Origin of the sequence: Micromonospora sp. WMMD812 (assembly GCF_027497215.1) — a bacterium.
Lineage (GTDB): Bacteria > Actinomycetota > Actinomycetes > Mycobacteriales > Micromonosporaceae > Micromonospora.
Genome location: NZ_CP114904.1, coordinates 4,781,759 through 4,796,837, shown reverse-complemented (window position 1 = coordinate 4,796,837; position 15,079 = coordinate 4,781,759). Strand labels below are relative to the sequence as shown.

General features: G+C 73.7%; 14 protein-coding genes and 1 pseudogene. 11 read left to right on the top strand and 4 right to left on the bottom strand.

The features are described from left to right. Nucleotides 1-5 precede the first annotated feature (5 nt). Complete coding sequence (locus O7603_RS22125; protein ID WP_281571711.1) at nucleotides 6-824, bottom strand: hypothetical protein; 819 nt, start codon at nucleotides 822-824, stop codon at nucleotides 6-8. 15 nt (nucleotides 825-839) lie between these two features. Beyond that, a complete protein-coding gene (locus tag O7603_RS22120) occupies nucleotides 840-1,328 on the bottom strand; it encodes a SigE family RNA polymerase sigma factor (protein ID WP_281571710.1) in 489 nt (162 codons plus the stop codon). A 135-nt stretch (nucleotides 1,329-1,463) separates the two neighbouring features. Between O7603_RS22120 and O7603_RS22115 the strand changes: the two genes are divergently transcribed. The 6 genes from O7603_RS22115 to O7603_RS22090 all read left to right on the top strand — a co-directional run bounded on the left by O7603_RS22115 (nucleotide 1,464) and on the right by O7603_RS22090 (nucleotide 8,256). Then, the gene (locus O7603_RS22115; protein WP_281571709.1) at nucleotides 1,464-2,126 is read left to right on the top strand and encodes a DUF5701 family protein; all 663 of its coding nucleotides are present in this window, start codon (nucleotides 1,464-1,466) and stop codon (nucleotides 2,124-2,126) included. A 108-nt stretch (nucleotides 2,127-2,234) separates the two neighbouring features. Continuing rightward, the gene (locus tag O7603_RS22110) at nucleotides 2,235-2,912 is read left to right on the top strand and encodes a response regulator transcription factor (RefSeq protein WP_281571708.1); all 678 of its coding nucleotides are present in this window, start codon (nucleotides 2,235-2,237) and stop codon (nucleotides 2,910-2,912) included. After that, nucleotides 2,909-3,991: a HAMP domain-containing sensor histidine kinase gene (locus tag O7603_RS22105; RefSeq protein WP_281571707.1), complete on the top strand. Its 1,083-nt coding sequence runs from the start codon at nucleotides 2,909-2,911 to the stop codon at nucleotides 3,989-3,991. The genes O7603_RS22110 and O7603_RS22105 overlap by 4 nt, the downstream gene beginning before the upstream one ends. Then, entirely contained in the window at nucleotides 3,988-6,096 is a 2,109-nt protein-coding gene (locus O7603_RS22100; RefSeq protein ID WP_281571706.1) for a DUF4153 domain-containing protein, read from the top strand. The genes O7603_RS22105 and O7603_RS22100 overlap by 4 nt, the downstream gene beginning before the upstream one ends. A 104-nt stretch (nucleotides 6,097-6,200) precedes the next feature. Next, the gene (locus O7603_RS22095) at nucleotides 6,201-6,614 is read left to right on the top strand and encodes a hypothetical protein (protein WP_281571705.1); all 414 of its coding nucleotides are present in this window, start codon (nucleotides 6,201-6,203) and stop codon (nucleotides 6,612-6,614) included. Nucleotide 6,615: 1 nt separating this feature from the next. Further along, nucleotides 6,616-8,256, top strand: coding sequence for a cation acetate symporter (locus tag O7603_RS22090; RefSeq protein ID WP_281571704.1), 1,641 nt, complete (start codon nucleotides 6,616-6,618; stop codon nucleotides 8,254-8,256). A gap of 30 nt (nucleotides 8,257-8,286) precedes the next feature. Here O7603_RS22090 and O7603_RS22085 read toward each other — a convergent pair whose 3' ends face one another. Both O7603_RS22085 and O7603_RS22080 read right to left on the bottom strand, forming a co-directional pair. Further along, a complete protein-coding gene (locus O7603_RS22085; RefSeq protein WP_281571703.1) occupies nucleotides 8,287-9,132 on the bottom strand; it encodes a hypothetical protein in 846 nt (281 codons plus the stop codon). Next, nucleotides 9,125-9,625, bottom strand: coding sequence for a SigE family RNA polymerase sigma factor (locus O7603_RS22080; RefSeq protein ID WP_281571702.1), 501 nt, complete (start codon nucleotides 9,623-9,625; stop codon nucleotides 9,125-9,127). The genes O7603_RS22085 and O7603_RS22080 overlap by 8 nt, the downstream gene beginning before the upstream one ends. A 142-nt stretch (nucleotides 9,626-9,767) precedes the next feature. Here O7603_RS22080 and O7603_RS22075 point away from each other — a divergent pair, with 142 nt between their 5' ends. The 5 genes and pseudogenes from O7603_RS22075 (at nucleotide 9,768) to O7603_RS22055 (ending at nucleotide 14,951) form a co-directional block, all read left to right on the top strand. Further along, on the top strand, nucleotides 9,768-10,532 hold the full coding sequence (locus O7603_RS22075; protein ID WP_281571701.1) for an ABC transporter ATP-binding protein: 765 nt from the start codon (nucleotides 9,768-9,770) through the stop codon (nucleotides 10,530-10,532). Continuing rightward, the gene (locus O7603_RS22070; RefSeq protein ID WP_281571700.1) at nucleotides 10,517-12,211 is read left to right on the top strand and encodes an ABC transporter permease; all 1,695 of its coding nucleotides are present in this window, start codon (nucleotides 10,517-10,519) and stop codon (nucleotides 12,209-12,211) included. The genes O7603_RS22075 and O7603_RS22070 overlap by 16 nt, the downstream gene beginning before the upstream one ends. 12 nt (nucleotides 12,212-12,223) lie before the next feature. Next, a pseudogene (locus O7603_RS22065) lies at nucleotides 12,224-12,760 on the top strand (flavin reductase family protein); the annotation flags it as partial. A 174-nt stretch (nucleotides 12,761-12,934) separates the two neighbouring features. After that, nucleotides 12,935-13,300, top strand: a complete 366-nt coding sequence (locus tag O7603_RS22060; RefSeq protein ID WP_281571699.1) for a DUF485 domain-containing protein — start codon at nucleotides 12,935-12,937, stop codon at nucleotides 13,298-13,300. Next, nucleotides 13,278-14,951 carry a cation acetate symporter gene (locus tag O7603_RS22055; RefSeq protein ID WP_281571698.1) on the top strand — a complete coding sequence of 558 codons (1,674 nt, stop codon included), beginning with the start codon at nucleotides 13,278-13,280 and terminating at the stop codon, nucleotides 14,949-14,951. Before O7603_RS22060 ends, O7603_RS22055 begins: the two co-directional genes overlap by 23 nt. The last annotated feature ends 128 nt before the right edge of the window (nucleotides 14,952-15,079 follow it).

The following is a 15,079-nucleotide window of genomic DNA, read 5'->3' as shown; positions in this document are numbered from 1 at the left end:
CGCCGTCAGCTCTTGATCTGGTCCGCGATCTGCACGGCGATCTCCCGCACCTGCTCCCGGGAGAGCGGCGCCTCCGGTTGTGCCGGCACCGCCGACTCGTCGACCCCGACCATGTTCTGCACGCTCAGCTCCAACGTCCGGTTGTCCGGCAGCTGGACCACGACGAGGTGCTGGACGGTCGGTTGCCGCTTGCCGGTGTAGGTCTGGATCTTCATCCGGGCGCCGCCGGGGCTGGTCGCCTCCTCGCACACCCGGTGGTAGCGGTTGTCCTCCCGGACGTCCGGCGGCATCCGGCACGCCCAGTAGTAACTGACGGGTCCGGACGACGCGTCGCTGTGGACCTCGGGGCTGATCGACAGTCTCAGCGCCCCCCGGCGACCCTGGTACGACAACCCGGAGGAGCCGTTGATGAGGTCCGCGCGGCCCCGGTGCGAGAACGTCGGCGCCTGCCCGTCCGGCCGCCGGGGCTCGCCGGGCTGGTCGGGCATCCAGAACCACACCGCACCGGGCGCCACCTTTCGCATCGCCCGGTCCAACTCCTGGCCGAGCCGCCGCGCGGTGGCGTCGGCCGTCTCGTCCGTGTCGAAGACCAACCGGAACCGGGTGTCCGCCGTGGGCGAGGAGGCGCTGGCCCGGGGCGTGACCTCGGCAGCGCCGGGCCGGTCGCGTACGCCGACGGCCAGCGCCAGGGCCAGCACGGCGGCCAGTGCGCCGCCGAGTCGCCGGGCGCTCCGGCTCCGTCGTTCCCTGCGGACGATGCCGTCGACGTCGACCCGCGACGGCGGTGGCGTGCCGATCAACTCGTCGAACACCTGGTGAGTCACGATTCCCCCGTCTACTCAGGACTGGCCGTCGAGGACGACACGCAGGTTCGCCAGCCCGCGCGCGGACTGGCTCTTGACCGTGCCGGCGGACACACCGAGCACCTCGGCCGTCTCCTCGACCGAGTAGTCGAGGTAGTAGCGGAGCACGAGCACCGCGCGCTGTCGTGGTCCGAGCGACCGCAGCAGGGCGGCGAGCCCGTCCCGGTCGGTCACGTCCTGCGCCACGCCGACGGTGTCCGGCACCTGGGCCCACGACTGCTCCCGGTTGTTCCAGGGCCGACGCCGCTCGTCGAGCCAGCAGCGGGTCAGCACCCGCTGCGCGTACGCGTCGCGGTTGTCCGCCCGGCTCACCGTGCCCCAGCTCCGGTAGAGCCGCGCGACCGCGACGGACACGACGTCGTCGGCGGTGTGCCAGTCCTGACAGAGCAGGAACGCGCTGCGCCGCCAGCGATCCATCCGGTCGGCGACGTAGGCCCGGAAGTCGTCCTCGTCGGCGCGCCTCACCGCGGTCCCACCTCTCTGTCGACCATCACGGCCGTACGACGGACCACCCGCAGCACGGGGTTGCATCGCCGTGTCGGGAATAATCCTCTTGGTCGTACGCTGTACGGTAGGCCGTACGACTTCGAGGAGGCCACCGTGACCGATGTCCCGTTCGACGCCGCGACCGAGTTCGACCGTCAGCTCGACCGCCTGGTGGAACTGGGCTACCCCGCGCTTGCCCGGATGACCGTGGAGGACTTCCGGAGCCTGGTCGCCCCGCTGCGTGCGGCGGCCGTCGCCGGCGCGGCCGGCCTGGCGGCCCCCACCGAGGGGCGGGTGCCCTTCCTGCTGGTGATCACCCGCGAGCTGATCCCGGTGGAGGAGCGGCTCGCGCTGACCACGCTGGCCGGCAAGCGCAAGCCCGGCTTCCTGGACCGCCACTTCGCCGACGGCGACCTGGCCCGCTTCGACCCGATTAAGGAGCTGGAGGCGCCGGCCGGCCCCGCGTACCTGCTCTTCGACGTGGACCGGGGTGAGGAGACGCTGAACCTCGCCCCCTCCGGGGCGATGGAGGTCATCACCGGTCAGGACCGGCTGCCCATCACCATCGACGAGGGGCTCGCCTTCGTCAGCCTGTATCCGGCCGCGCTGGCCAAGAACAAGTGCTTCTCGCTGGTCGGCTCGCGCTGCGGCGACAAGCGGGTGCCCGCGATCTGGATCAGCCAGGGCGCGCCGAAGCTCGGCTGGTGCTGGTACGGCAACCCGCACACCTGGCTCGGCTCCGCCTCCGCCCACCCGGTACGCGTCGGGCTCGGGTGAGGCGGGCGCGGCCGCGCGTCGACCGGTGACCGGTGACCGGCGGTTCTCCACAGATCGTTCACAACGTGAGCCACCGATCTCCACGGCACGTCCCTACAGTCAGGGCCCATGAGGGAACGCCGGGTACTGGTGGTGGAGGACGAACCGACCATCGCCGAATCGGTCGCCGCGCGGCTGCGCGCCGAGGGCTTCACGGTCGACATCGCGGGTGACGGCCCGAGCGCCGTCGAGCGGTTCCGGGTCGGGCAGCCCGACCTGGTCGTGCTCGACGTCATGCTGCCCGGGTTCGACGGGCTGGAGGTGTGCCGGCGGATCCAGGCGGACCGCCCGGTGCCGGTGCTGATGCTGACCGCGCGGGACGACGAGACGGACCTGCTGGTCGGTCTGGCGGTGGGGGCCGACGACTACCTCACCAAGCCGTTCTCCATGCGCGAGCTGGCCGCCCGGGTGCACGTCCTGCTGCGCCGGGTCGACCGGGCGTCGGCCACGCCAGCGCCCGCCCTGCGCCTCGGCGACATCGAGATCAACCAGGCCGAGCGCCGGGTCCGCAAGGCCGGTGCGGATGTGCACCTCACGCCGACCGAGTTCGACCTGCTGGTGCACCTCGCCGGCCGGCCCCGGACGGTGCTGCCCCGGGAGGCCCTGCTCGCCGATGTCTGGGGCTGGGCCGACAGCTCCGGCACCCGCACCGTCGACAGCCACGTCAAGGCGTTGCGGCGCAAGCTCGGTCCGGACCTGATCCGTACCGTGCACGGCATCGGCTACGCGCTCGAGGTCCCGGCGTGAGCCCCGCGCTGGTCGCCCGGGTGGACCGGATCCTCGAACTGCTCCCCCGACCCCTCGACCCGCTGCGGTCGATCAAGCTGAAGCTGGGGATCCTGCTGGTCAGCTCCGGCGCCGCCGGTCTCTCCTACTTCTGGTACGCGATCGGCTGGCTCCCGACCCGCACCGCGGCCACCGCCATCCTCGTCGCGCTGCTCACCTCGCAGGTGCTGGCCCACGGGATGACCTCGCCGCTGCGCGAGATGACCGCCGCGGCCGGGGCGATGGCCCGAGGCGACTACACCCGCCGGGTACGCGCGACCTCGCGGGACGAGGTGGGGGAGCTGGCCCGGGCCTTCAACAAGATGGCCGAGGACCTGCACGCCGCCGACCAGCGGCGGCGCGAGCTGATCGCGAACGTGTCGCACGAGCTGCGCACGCCGATCAGCGCGCTGCAGGGAGTGCTGGAGAACATGGTGGACGGCGTGGCCGCCCCCGAGCCGGCCAGTCTGCGGGCCGCGCTCGCACAGACCGAGCGACTCGGCCATCTCGTCGCCGACCTGCTGGACATCTCCCGGCTCGACGCCGGCGTGGCGCCCCTGCGCCGGGTCCGGATCGACGTCGCCGACTTCCTGGACGAGGCGGTCGAGCACGCCACCGCGAGCGCCGTCGGTGCCGGGCTCGACGTCCGGTTCCAGCTGCGGGACCTGCCCGCGCCGCTGACCGTGCACGCCGACCCGTGGCGGCTGCACCAGGTCTTCGCCAACCTGCTGGACAACGCCGCCCGACACAGCCCGGCCGGCGGAACGGTCCGGGTCATCGCCGAGCAACACGCCGGCGAACTGCACGTCGAGGTGACCGACGAGGGCCCCGGCATCCCGGCGGCGGAGCGCTCGCGGGTGTTCGAGCGGTTCACCCGGGGCGACCGGGCCGCCGACGGCGGGACGGGCCTGGGGCTCGCGATCGCCCGGTGGGTCGTGGAACTCCACGGCGGAAGCATCCAGGTGCTCGACCCCGACCATCCCAGCCGCGGCACCGGCCCCGGCTGCCGCATCCGGGTCGCCATCCCCGGCGCCGGACCGACCCGAGAGGACGCGGCATGACCGACTCCGCACCGACGCCCCCGTCCGCCGAGCCGACTCCCTCCGCACCACCCACGGTTCCGGCCGCCGCCGGTCCGGACACCGGCCGCACCGTGCCGCCGCAGGCCGCCGGTCCGGGATCAGCCCACCCGAGCGCGCCGCCGCCGGCCGCCGGTCACGGACCGGGCCACCCGGCCGCACCGCCGGCCGGCCCCGGCCCCGGGCAGTGGGCCGCGCCCGCACCGTCGACCGTCGGGCCCGGTGCCGGACGTCCGGCGCCGGCGCCGGCGGGCGAGCCGGGCACCGGCGCCTGGGCCGGGCAGTGGACGGTCCCGCCGACCGCTGTCGGGCAGCCCCGGCCACAGTTGCCCGCCACGCCGCCGGCACCGTCGGCGCTCCGGCGCCGCTGGCCCGGACCGGCGGGCGGCGCCCAGCCGGTGGTCCTCGGGGCGGTGACCGTGGCGGCGGCCGTGGCCGCGTCCGTCGTGCCGTTCGACCGCCCCGGCGCCGGATGGCTGCTGGCCTCGCTGGCCGGCGCCGGAGCGCTGGGCACGGCTGCCGCCGTCCGCCCTCGCGTCACCCCGTCCGGACCGCCCGCCGCGCCGGATGCGCCGGCCGCCGAGTCGAACGGACCGAAGCCGCCGACCGGCGCGCCGAAGGCACCGGATCGGCCGAACGCCGAGCCGTCCACACAGCAGGCGTCGACCGGCGAGCCGACCGCATCGGACACGCCGGTATCGGGGCCGATTCCGGCGGGCGCGCCAACGACCGGCGGAGACGCGCGGACGCGCAGCGCGCCGGCGGCGGCCGGCGGGGGGCCGGCCGATGCGGACACCCGTCCCGGTGCCACGGGGGCACCGGGACGGGTGGTCCGGGTCGCCTGGGCCGCCGCGACGATCGCGCTGGTCGCGGTCGGCTCGGTACGCGCCGCCGGGTGGCTCTTCGTGCTCTGCGTGCTCGCCGCGGCGGTGACCGCGAGCCTCGCGCTGACCGGCGGCCGTACGCCGCTGGGAATCCTGGTGTCGGCGGTGCTGCCGCCGGCGGCGGCGGCGCGCGCTCTGCCCTGGGGGGCCCGCGGCCTGTCCGCCAGCCGGCCGAACGCCCCCGGGTTCGGGCGGACCCTCGCGAGTGTGGCGGTCTCGATCGGGCTGCTGGCCCTGTTCGGGATCCTCTTCTCCTCCGCCGACGCGATCTTCGCCGACCTGGTGACCGATCTGCTGCCGGACATCTCGGCGCCCGGGGTGACCAGCTGGACACTGCGCTGGCTGCTCATCGGCGCCGGCCTGCTCGGCGGGGCGTACCTGCTGACCCGGCCACCGGACCTGGACGGCCTGCGCGGGGCACCGGCCCGCACGGTCCGCCGGCTGGACTGGGCGCTGCCACTCGCCACGCTCGATGCGCTCTTCGCCGCCTTCGTGCTCGTGCAACTCACCGTGCTGTTCGGTGGCTCGGGCCACGTGCTGCGCACCGCCGGTCTGAGCTACGCCCAGTACGCCCGCAGCGGCTTCTGGCAACTGCTCGCGGTGTCCGCGCTCACCCTGCTGGTGATCGGCGGCGCGGTCCGCTGGGCGCCACACGGCAGCCGTGCGGACCGGGTGCTGATCCGCGCGCTGCTCGGCACGCTCACCCTGCTCAGCCTGGTCGTCGTGGCGTCGGCGCTGTACCGGATGCAGGTCTACACCGAGGCGTACGGGGCGACCCGGCTCCGGCTCTTCGTGGCGACCGTCGAACTGTGGCTCGGGGTGCTGTTCGTCCTGGTCGGGGTGACCGTCCTCCGGCTGCGCGGCGCGTGGCTGCCACGGCTCGTGGTCGCCACGGCGGTGATCGCCCTGCTCGGTCTCGCGGCGGTCAACCCGGACCGGACGATCGCGGAACGCAACGTCGACCGGTACCGGGCGACCGGCCGGCTGGACGTCGGCTATCTCGCCGGTCTCTCGGCGGACGCCGTACCGGCCCTGGACCGGCTCCCCGAGCCGCTGCGGTCCTGCGCGCTGCGGAGCATCGCCGCCGATCTGCCCGAGGACGGGCTCCGCGCCGCGAACCTGGGGCGCGCGCGGGCCCGGGCGCTGCTCGGCACGGATCCGGTGGACCCGGGCGCGACCTGCCCGTACCCGGCCCGCTGGTGAGCCGTCGGGACGGTTGTCCACAGGGGTGATCCGTTCTCCACAGGTTGTCCACAGGCGTCGACCGGCTCCCTTGACAATCGGGCCGATCGGGTGAGACTGCCCAGGTGACTCCTGCCGACGATCCCGTACCGGCGCCCCGGGCGCCGGAACCGCCCGCGCGGACGCGGATCGTGCTGGCCGAGGTGGCCCGGCGGGACGACCGGGTGATGCGCACCCGCGCCGAGCTGACCCAGCAGACCCAGGTCGGCGAAGCCCTCGTCCGGGGGTTGGTGCGGGCGCAGCTCGCCCTGGCGTTGCGGCTCTCCCTGGTGGTGGCGATCGGGCTCGGCGGGCTGCCCTGGCTCTTCGCCATCGCGCCCTCGGTCGGCCGGGTCACCGTTTTCGGGGTGAACCTGCCCTGGCTGTTGCTCGGGGTGGCCAGCTTCCCGTTCCTGATCGGGGTGGGCTGGGCCTACGTGCGGTTGGCCGAACGCAACGAGCAGGACTTCACCGACCTGGTCCAGCGGCCGGAGCGCTGAGATGGGCAACGGGCTCGTCGTCCCGGCGATCGTCGCGGTCACCCTGATCACCGTCGGCATCGGCTTCTACGGGCTGCGGTTCGCCCGGACCACCTCCGACTTCCTGGTCGCCTCCCGGGCGATCAGCCCGACCTGGAACGCCGCAGCCATCGGCGGGGAGTACCTGTCGGCGGCGTCCTTCCTCGGGGTCGCCGGCCTGATCCTGAAGTACGGCGTGGACGTGCTCTGGTATCCGGTCGGGTTCGCCGCCGGCTACCTGGCCCTGCTGCTCTTCGTGGCCGCCCCGCTGCGCCGCTCCGGCGCGTTCACCCTGCCGGACTTCTGCGAGCTGCGGCTCGGCTCCCGCCGGCTGCGCATCCTCGCCACGGCCTTCGTCATCTTCATCGGCTGGCTCTACCTGGTGCCGCAGCTCCAGGGCGCCGGGCTCACGCTGGCCACGGTGGCCGGCTCCGCGTACCCGGTGGGCGCCGTGCTGGTGGCCGTGGTGGTCACCGCCAACGTGGCGCTGGGCGGGATGCGGGCGATCACCTTCGTCCAGGCGTTCCAGTACTGGCTGAAGCTGACCGCGCTCGCCGTACCCGCGATCTTCCTGGCCCTCCAGTGGCAGGCCGACGCCCGCCCGGCGGTGACCCCGCCCGACGGGCCGACCTTCCGGACCGCCACCACCGTCGTGGTCGAGCACCGCGCCACCCTCACCCTCCCCGACGGCGCGACCCGGGAGGTACGCCCCGGCGACGAGCTCTCCTTCGCCGCCGGCGACCCGGTGCCCGAGGTGTCCGGGGTGGCCACCGGGGCCGCCGACTGGCTGCTGCCCAGCGCGGCCGGGGACGACGACCGGGGCCTCTTCGCCACGTACTCGCTGATCCTGGCGACCTTCCTCGGCACGATGGGGCTGCCGCACGTGCTGGTGCGCTTCTACACCAATCCGGACGGCGCGGCGGCCCGGCGCACGACCCTGGTCGTGCTGGCGCTGGTCGGCGCGTTCTACCTGTTGCCAACGCTGTACGGGGTGCTCGGCAGGATCTACACGCCGCAACTGCTGGTCACCGGGCAGACCGACGCGGTGGTGGTGCTGCTTCCCGGCGCCGCTCTCGGCGACGGGCTGACCGGTCGGCTGCTCGCCGCGCTCGTCGCGGCCGGCGCGTTCGCGGCCTTCCTCTCCACCTCCTCCGGCCTGCTCACCAGCGTCGCCGGGGTGATCTCGACGGATGTGCTCGGCCGCGGCTCGGTGCGCGGCTTCCGGCTGGCCACGGTGATCGCCGGGACGGTGCCCGCGGTGCTCGCGCTGAACGTCTCGGGGCTGGACGTCTCGCAGGTGGTCGGGCTGGCGTTCGCGGTCGCCGCGTCCAGCTTCTGCCCGCTGCTGGTGCTCGGCATCTGGTGGCGCGGGCTGACCGACCTCGGCGCGGCCGCCGGCATCCTGGTCGGCGGCGGCGCCGCGATCGCCGCGGTGCTGGTAACCGTGCTCGGGCCGGCACTGGACGGCTGGCCGGCCACGCTCATCGCGCAGCCGGCCGCCTGGACGGTCCCCCTCGCCTTCACCGTCATGGTGGTGGTGTCGATCGCCTCCCGTCGCCGCGCCCCGGCCGATGTGGGGGCCACGATGCTCCGCCTGCACGCCCCCGAGGCGCTCCGGCCATAAGGGCCGCACAGGGCCGCCGGGCGCCGCGAGTCAGCAGGCGTCGGTGCCGGCGCAGAGCCGGTCGGCCACCTTCCGGGCATACCCGCGGGCCTCCGCCGGTGTGGTGGCCTCGTCCATCCGGAGCTGCGCCACGAGATCACCCCGCCGGACGAAGAGCCACCGGCTCGGCTCCCCCTCGATGAGCGAGCCGACGAGCAGGGACTCGTCCCCACCGAGGCCGTCCGCCAGAATCGACAGCGAGTCGCCGGGCCGGTAGGGAACACAGTCACCGACCAGGTCGCGTACCCGGTCCATGGAACTCGCGGCGCCATCGCCGGAGTGCCGGGTGACGCGCTGGATCACCGAGTCGGTGGGCGAGTCGAAGACCCGGTCCCGGTCGGCGACCTGGCGCACGGCCAGCGACGGCGACTGGTTGCGGCAGTAAACGGTGGTCGACGCGAGGGTCCAGTCGCCGTCCGGAGCCTCGTCCGCCGCGGTGAAGCCCGACGGCAGGTCGGCCAGTTGCAGCATCGCCGCAGGGGGGATGTCCACGTTCGACGTGGCCGGTCCGCCGTCGGCCGTCGCCGGATTCGACGGCGTCCGACCGGTGGGGCTGCCGCTGTTGCTCGGCGTCGGATCGGCGGCGCGGCTCGGCCCGGTGGACGGAGTGGGCGTCGGCGAGTCGGTGGCGGGCGGAAAGGGCGGGGCCGCGTCCGGGCCACCGGCCAGTGCCACGGCACCGGTGGCGATCACGGCCACCGCGACGACGCCGGCGAGGCCGGCGGCCACCCGGGCACGCCGGGTGCGTTGCCGGCCGCGCCGGCGCACCTGGTCGGTGGGCGCCCAGGTCAGGTTCTCCGTGTGCCGGTAGAGATCGGTGAAGAGCTGGTCAGGCATGGGTGACCTCCTCCGGGAGGACGGTGTCGAGCATGGTGGCCAGGGATTTCCGGCCGCGGGCGAGGCGGGCCTTGACGGTTCCGGTCGGGGCGCTGGTCTGGGCCGCGATCTCGGCGACCGACAGATCGGCCAGGTGGTGCAGCACGATGGCCTCGCGTTGTTCGGCGGGCAACCGGCGAAGCGCCGCCACCAGGGCGACGGTGTTCTCCGAAGGTGGCGGCACGGCGGGGTCCGTGCCGTGCCGGCGGTAGGCGACGAGCCCGTTCCGGATCTTGCGCCACCGGTTGATCAGCAACCGGTGACCGACCGTCCGCACCCACGCCTCCGCATCGCCGTAGGCGCTGATCCGCTCCCACCGCTGCCAGGCCCGCACGTACGCTTCCTGCGCGGCGTCCTGCGCCTCGGCCAGGTCGCCGCCGAGTGCGTAGAGCACCGTGACGACCCGATGTCTGGTGGTTCGATAGAACTCCTCGAACCCGTCGTCGTTTCCCAATGTCCCTCCCTCTCGCGTCCCTGCCTTCGTCACCCGCCAGCGGGCGAACCGGTTGCAGCTGACCCGGGTCAATCGCAGGGATGACCGGAGGTCATCCCTGCGGCGGCCGCAGTTCTGGTGCGGGACGGATACGGTCGGACGCATGACTGGTGAGCACCCGGCGCTGGCGCTGCGCGGCCTGGCGAAGCGGTTCGACAGCAAGGTCGCGGTGGCCGGCGTCGACCTGGACGTCCCGGCCGGCTCCTTCTACGGCCTGCTCGGCCCGAACGGCGCCGGCAAGACCACCACCCTGTCGATGGCGGTCGGGCTCCTCCGGCCGGACCACGGCCAGGCCTGGGTGCTCGGGCACGACGTCTGGGCCGACCCGGTCCGCGCGAAGCAGCTGCTCGGCGTCATGCCCGACGGCGTACGCCTCTTCGACCGGCTCAGCGGGGCGGAGCTGCTCGCGTACCACGGCCTGCTGCGCGGGATGGACCCGGCGGTGGTCGACCAGCGGGCGGCCGAGTTGCTCGACGTGCTGGCGCTGTCCGACGCCGGCCGCACCCTGGTGGTCGACTACTCGGCCGGCATGAAGAAGAAGATCGGCCTGGCCTGCGCGCTGCTGCACGGGCCCCGCCTGCTGGTGCTCGACGAGCCGTTCGAGGCGGTCGACCCGGTATCGGCGGCGCTGATCCGGGACATCCTCCAGCGGTACGTCGGCGGCGGCGGGACGGTCGTCTTCTCCAGCCACGTCATGGAGGTGGTCGAGCGGCTCTGCTCGCACGTGGCGATCCTGGCCGAGGGCACCATCAAGCGCGTCGGCACCATCGGCCAGGTGCGCGGCGACCGCTCGCTGGAGGACGTCTTCGTCGAGGTGGTCGGCGGGCGCGTGGCGACCGGCGAGGAGCTGGCGTGGCTGTCCAACTGAGCGCAGCGCCCGGGCCGGTGCGGCCCGTCTCCGCCCGGCACTTCGTCCGGCTCAAGCTGCGGGTGATGGGCAACAACTTCCGCGGCCAGGGCTGGCGGATCGCGCTGTTCGTGATCGGCTCGCTGGTCGGGCTGTGGTTCGCGGCCAGCGGGTTCTTCGTGTTCGCCGCCCCGGGCCTGGCCGACGGCGGCCGGTACGCGCTCATGGTGGCCGCCTTCGGCGGCGGCCTGCTGGTGCTCGGCTGGCTGCTGCTCCCCCTGGTCTTCTTCGGGGTGGACGAGACGCTCGACCCGGCCCGGTTCGCCCTGCTGCCGCTGCCGCGCCGCACCCTGGTCGCCGGCCTGTTCGCGGCCGCGCTGGTCAGCGTGCCGGTCGTCGCCGTGCTGATCGCCCTCGCCGGGCTCGTGCTCAGCGCGTGGCTGCTCGGCGGCTGGTCGGCCGGCCTGGTCGGCGCCGTCGGCGTGCTCGCCGGCCTGCTGCTCTGCGTGGCCGCGGCCCGGGCGGTGACGAGCGCGTTCGCGACGATGCTCCGGTCCCGGCGGGTCCGTGACCTGGCCGCCGTGCTGCTGGCCGTCGCCGCCGCGCTGCTCGGGCCGCTGCAGATCTTCGGGCTCGCCGCGGTTCGCGAGGCCGACTGGGAACGGCTGACGGGCGTGGCCGAGGTGGTCGGGTGGACCCCGTTCGGCGCGCCGTGGACCGTCGGCATCGACGTGGCGCAGGGCCGGGTGTGGGCCGCACCCGTCAAACTGCTGATCACCGCCGCCGCCCTCGGCGCGCTGCTGCTCTGGTGGTCGCGCTCGTTGGAGTCGGCGATGGTCGGGGCGGCGAGCGCCGGCCCGGCGCCGGCGACGCGGGCCGTCAGTGGCGGCGCGGTCGCCCAGCTCTTCCCCCGTGCGGCGGGCTGGGTCCGGCGGGACCGGTTCGGCGCGCTGGTCGCCCGGGAGTGCCGCTACTGGTGGCGCGACGCCCGGCGGCGCGCCAACCTGATCACCATCGGGGTGGTCGGCATCTTCGTACCCGTGATCGTCAACCTGGGTGGCGCCGGTTTCAGCGTGGACAGCGGGCAGGGGCTGGCCACCGGCGGTGGCGAGGCGTCACCGGTGCTGGTCAGCGTCTCGATGCTCTTCGTCGGCGTGCTCGCCTCGATCACCCTGGCCAACCAGTTCGGCTTCGACGGCAGCGCGTACGCCGCGCACGTGGTGGCCGGGGTGCCCGGGCGGCTTGAGCTGCGGGCCCGGTTCACCGCCTTCTCGACGTACGTGCTGCCGATGCTGGCGGTGGTGGCCGTGGTGATCCCGCTGGTGCTGGGGGAGCCGGGCTGGATCGGCCTGACGGCCGGCAGCCTGGTCGCCGCGTACGGGGCGGGGCTCGCGGTGACGGCCTTCATCTCGGTGCTCGGCGCGTACGCGCTGCCGGAGACGAGCAACCCCTTCGCGCTGAACACCGGCGCCGGGGTGGCGAAGAGTTTCCTCAGCCTGCTCGCGATGGTCGGCTCGGCCGCCGCCGGGCTGCCGATGGTGCTGGGCGCCGCGCTGCTCGGCGACGTCTGGCTCTGGCTGGCCCTGCCGGTCGGCCTCGGGTACGGCCTGGGCGCGGGGCTGCTCGGCAGCTACCTGGCCGGGGACGTGCTGGACCGGCGGCAGCCGGAGCTGCTCGCGACCGTGACGCCGCGCCGCTGACCGGCGATCACGGGCAGAATGTTTCACGTGAATCATGAGCCGGGCGCCGAGATCCACCACACCGACCCGTTCGCCGTGCCGGCCGGCCAACGGTCCCCCGTACGCCGGCTGCGCGGCCGGCTGGCCGCGCCGGTCACGCTCTGGACGGCGCCCGGGCCGGCCGGGCTCACGGTGTCGTCGACCGTGGTCGCGGAGGGCGAGCCGGACCGGCTGCTCGGCCTGATCGACGCGGAGTCGGACCTGTGGGCGGCGGCGCAGGCCGCCGGGCGGTTCGCCGTGTCGCCGCTGGGCCCGGCGCACCGGCAACTCGCCGACCGGTTCGCCGGGCTCTTCCCGTCGCCCGGCGGCCTGTTCGCCGTCGGGGCCTGGTCCGACACGCCGTACGGGCCGGTGCCCACCGACGCCGGAGGCTGGGCCGGGTGCCGGCTCGACACCGCCCGGGAGTACGGCTGGGCGCTGCTGGTCGAGGCGACCGTCGAGGTCGTCGAACTGGTCGAGGAGGCGGCTCCGCTGCTGCACTACCGGGGCCGCTACCGCGAGTTGACCTAGGGCGGGTGTCGCCCTGCCCGACCGGTCAACGGAGTGACCTGGGTCACTGGGCGCAGCCAGCCCGCCGTTCGGCGCAACCGCCGACCGGCGCCGATCACGCCCTTCCCCGGCGGGGAGCGCGCTTTCTACCGTGCGCGAAAAATCCCCGACGCCTGTGAAGGTGGTGATCCACAGATGTCCACGGACACTCCCGCGCCCGCCGCGCCCGCGCCGGACCGGTACCTCGCCGTACAACGGTCGGACGAGTTCGCCGGGTTGCGGCGCGCGCTGCGCGGCTTCGTCTTCCCGATGACCGTCGCATTCTTCCTGTGGTACGCGCTCTACGTGATCCTCTCCGCGTACGCGCGGGACTTCATGGGCACGAAGCTCTTCGGCAGCAACATCAACATCGCGCTGATCTTCGGGCTGCTCCAGTTCGTCTCCACATTCCTCATCGCGTGGCTCTACTCGCGGTTCGCGGACCGGAAGATCGACCCGGTCGCCGACCGGATCCGCGCCGAGATCGGGGAGGTGGACGGTGAACACGGTCCTCGCGGCTGAGGCGGGCAGCACGACCGCCCGCAACCTGACGATCACCCTCTTCCTGGTCTTCGTCGCGATCACGCTGGCCATCACCATCTGGGCGAGCCGGCAGACCAAGACGGCCACCGACTTCTACGCCGGCGGCCGGTCCTTCTCCGGCTTCCAGAACGGCATGGCGATCGGTGGCGACTACATGTCGGCCGCCTCGTTCCTCGGCATCGCCGGCATCATCGCCCTCTACGGCTACGACGGCTTCCTCTACTCCATCGGCTTCCTGGTCGCCTGGCTGGTCGCGCTGCTGCTCGTCGCGGAACTGCTGCGCAACTCCGGCCGGTACACCATGGCTGACGTGCTGGCCTTCCGGATGCGTCAGCGCCCGGTGCGTACCGCCGCCGCGGTCTCCACGATCACCGTGTCGATCTTCTACCTGCTCGCCCAGATGGTGGGCGCCGGCGCCCTGGTGGCGCTGCTGCTCGGCATCCGGCCGGGCACCACGTTCCTCGGCATGGACGCGGACGCCGCCAAGATCGCCACGATCATCATGGTCGGCGCCCTGATGATCATCTACGTCACGGTGGGCGGCATGAAGGGCACCACCTACGTGCAGATCGTCAAGGCGTTCCTGCTGATGGGCGGCGCGCTGATCATGACGTTGCTGGTGCTGGCCAAGTACAAGTTCAACCTCTCCTCGCTGCTCGGCGACGCCGCGTCGTCCTCCGGAAAGGGGGCCGCGTTCCTCGAACCAGGGCTGCGCTACGGGGTGGAGGTCGCCGGCAACTCGACGCAGACCTTCTACAACAAGATGGACCTGCTGTCGCTCGGCATCGCCCTGGTGCTCGGCACCGCCGGCCTGCCGCACATCCTGATCCGCTTCTACACCGTTCCCACCGCCAAGGCGGCCCGCAAGAGCGTGCTCTGGGCGATCGGCATCATCGGCACCTTCTACCTGCTCACGCTGGCGCTCGGCTTCGGTGCGGCGGCGCTGGTGGGCGGCGAGGCGATCACCGCACAGGACCGGGCCGGCAACACGGCGGCACCACAACTGGCCGAGGCGCTCGGTGTGGACTTCCTCGGCGGCGATCTCGGCGGGGCGACCCTGCTCGCGGTCATCGCCGCGGTCGCCTTCGCCACCATCCTGGCCGTCGTCGCCGGCCTCACCCTGGCGTCGTCGTCGAGCCTGGCGCACGACTTCTACGCCAACGTGATCAAGAACGGGCAGGCGTCGGAGCGCCAGGAGGTCCGGGTCGCCCGGATCTCCGCCCTGGTGATCGGCGCGGTCTCGATCGCGCTGTCGATCTTCGCGCAGAGCCTGAACGTGGCGTTCCTGGTGGCGCTCGCGTTCGCGGTCGCCGCGTCGGGCAACCTGCCGGCGATCCTCTACAGCCTGTTCTGGCGGCGGTTCAACACCTCCGGCGCGGTGTGGGCCATCTACGGCGGCCTGCTCGCCGCGGTGGTGTTGGTGTTCTTCTCGCCGGTGGTCTCCGGGGCGCCGACCGCGATGTTCCCCGACCACGACTGGCACTGGTTCCCGCTGTCCAACCCGGGTCTCCTCTCCATCCCGTTCGGCTTCCTCTGCGGGTGGATCGGCACCCTCATCTCGAAGGAGCACGACGAGGACAAGTACGCGGAGCTGGAGGTGCGCTCCCTCACGGGCGCCGGCGCCCACTGAGAGGCGCCGGCCCGGCACCCCCGCCGGCCGGCCCTCCGGGGCCCCCTCCCGCACCGGGAGGGGGCCCCGCTCCTCGTCGGGCAGGCGACGCGGTGGTGGTGTCCGGCCACCGCGCGGCTGTGCGGGCG

Coding starts and splice junctions, on each gene's coding strand:
- O7603_RS22110 (WP_281571708.1), top strand. CDS start 2,235: ATGAGGGAACGCCGGGTACTGGTGGTGGAGGACGAACCGACCATCGCC.
- O7603_RS22100 (WP_281571706.1), top strand. CDS start 3,988: ATGACCGACTCCGCACCGACGCCCCCGTCCGCCGAGCCGACTCCCTCC.
- O7603_RS22090 (WP_281571704.1), top strand. CDS start 6,616: ATGGGCAACGGGCTCGTCGTCCCGGCGATCGTCGCGGTCACCCTGATC.
- O7603_RS22085 (WP_281571703.1), bottom strand. CDS start 9,132: ATGCCTGACCAGCTCTTCACCGATCTCTACCGGCACACGGAGAACCTG.
- O7603_RS22075 (WP_281571701.1), top strand. CDS start 9,768: ATGACTGGTGAGCACCCGGCGCTGGCGCTGCGCGGCCTGGCGAAGCGG.
- O7603_RS22060 (WP_281571699.1), top strand. CDS start 12,935: ATGTCCACGGACACTCCCGCGCCCGCCGCGCCCGCGCCGGACCGGTAC.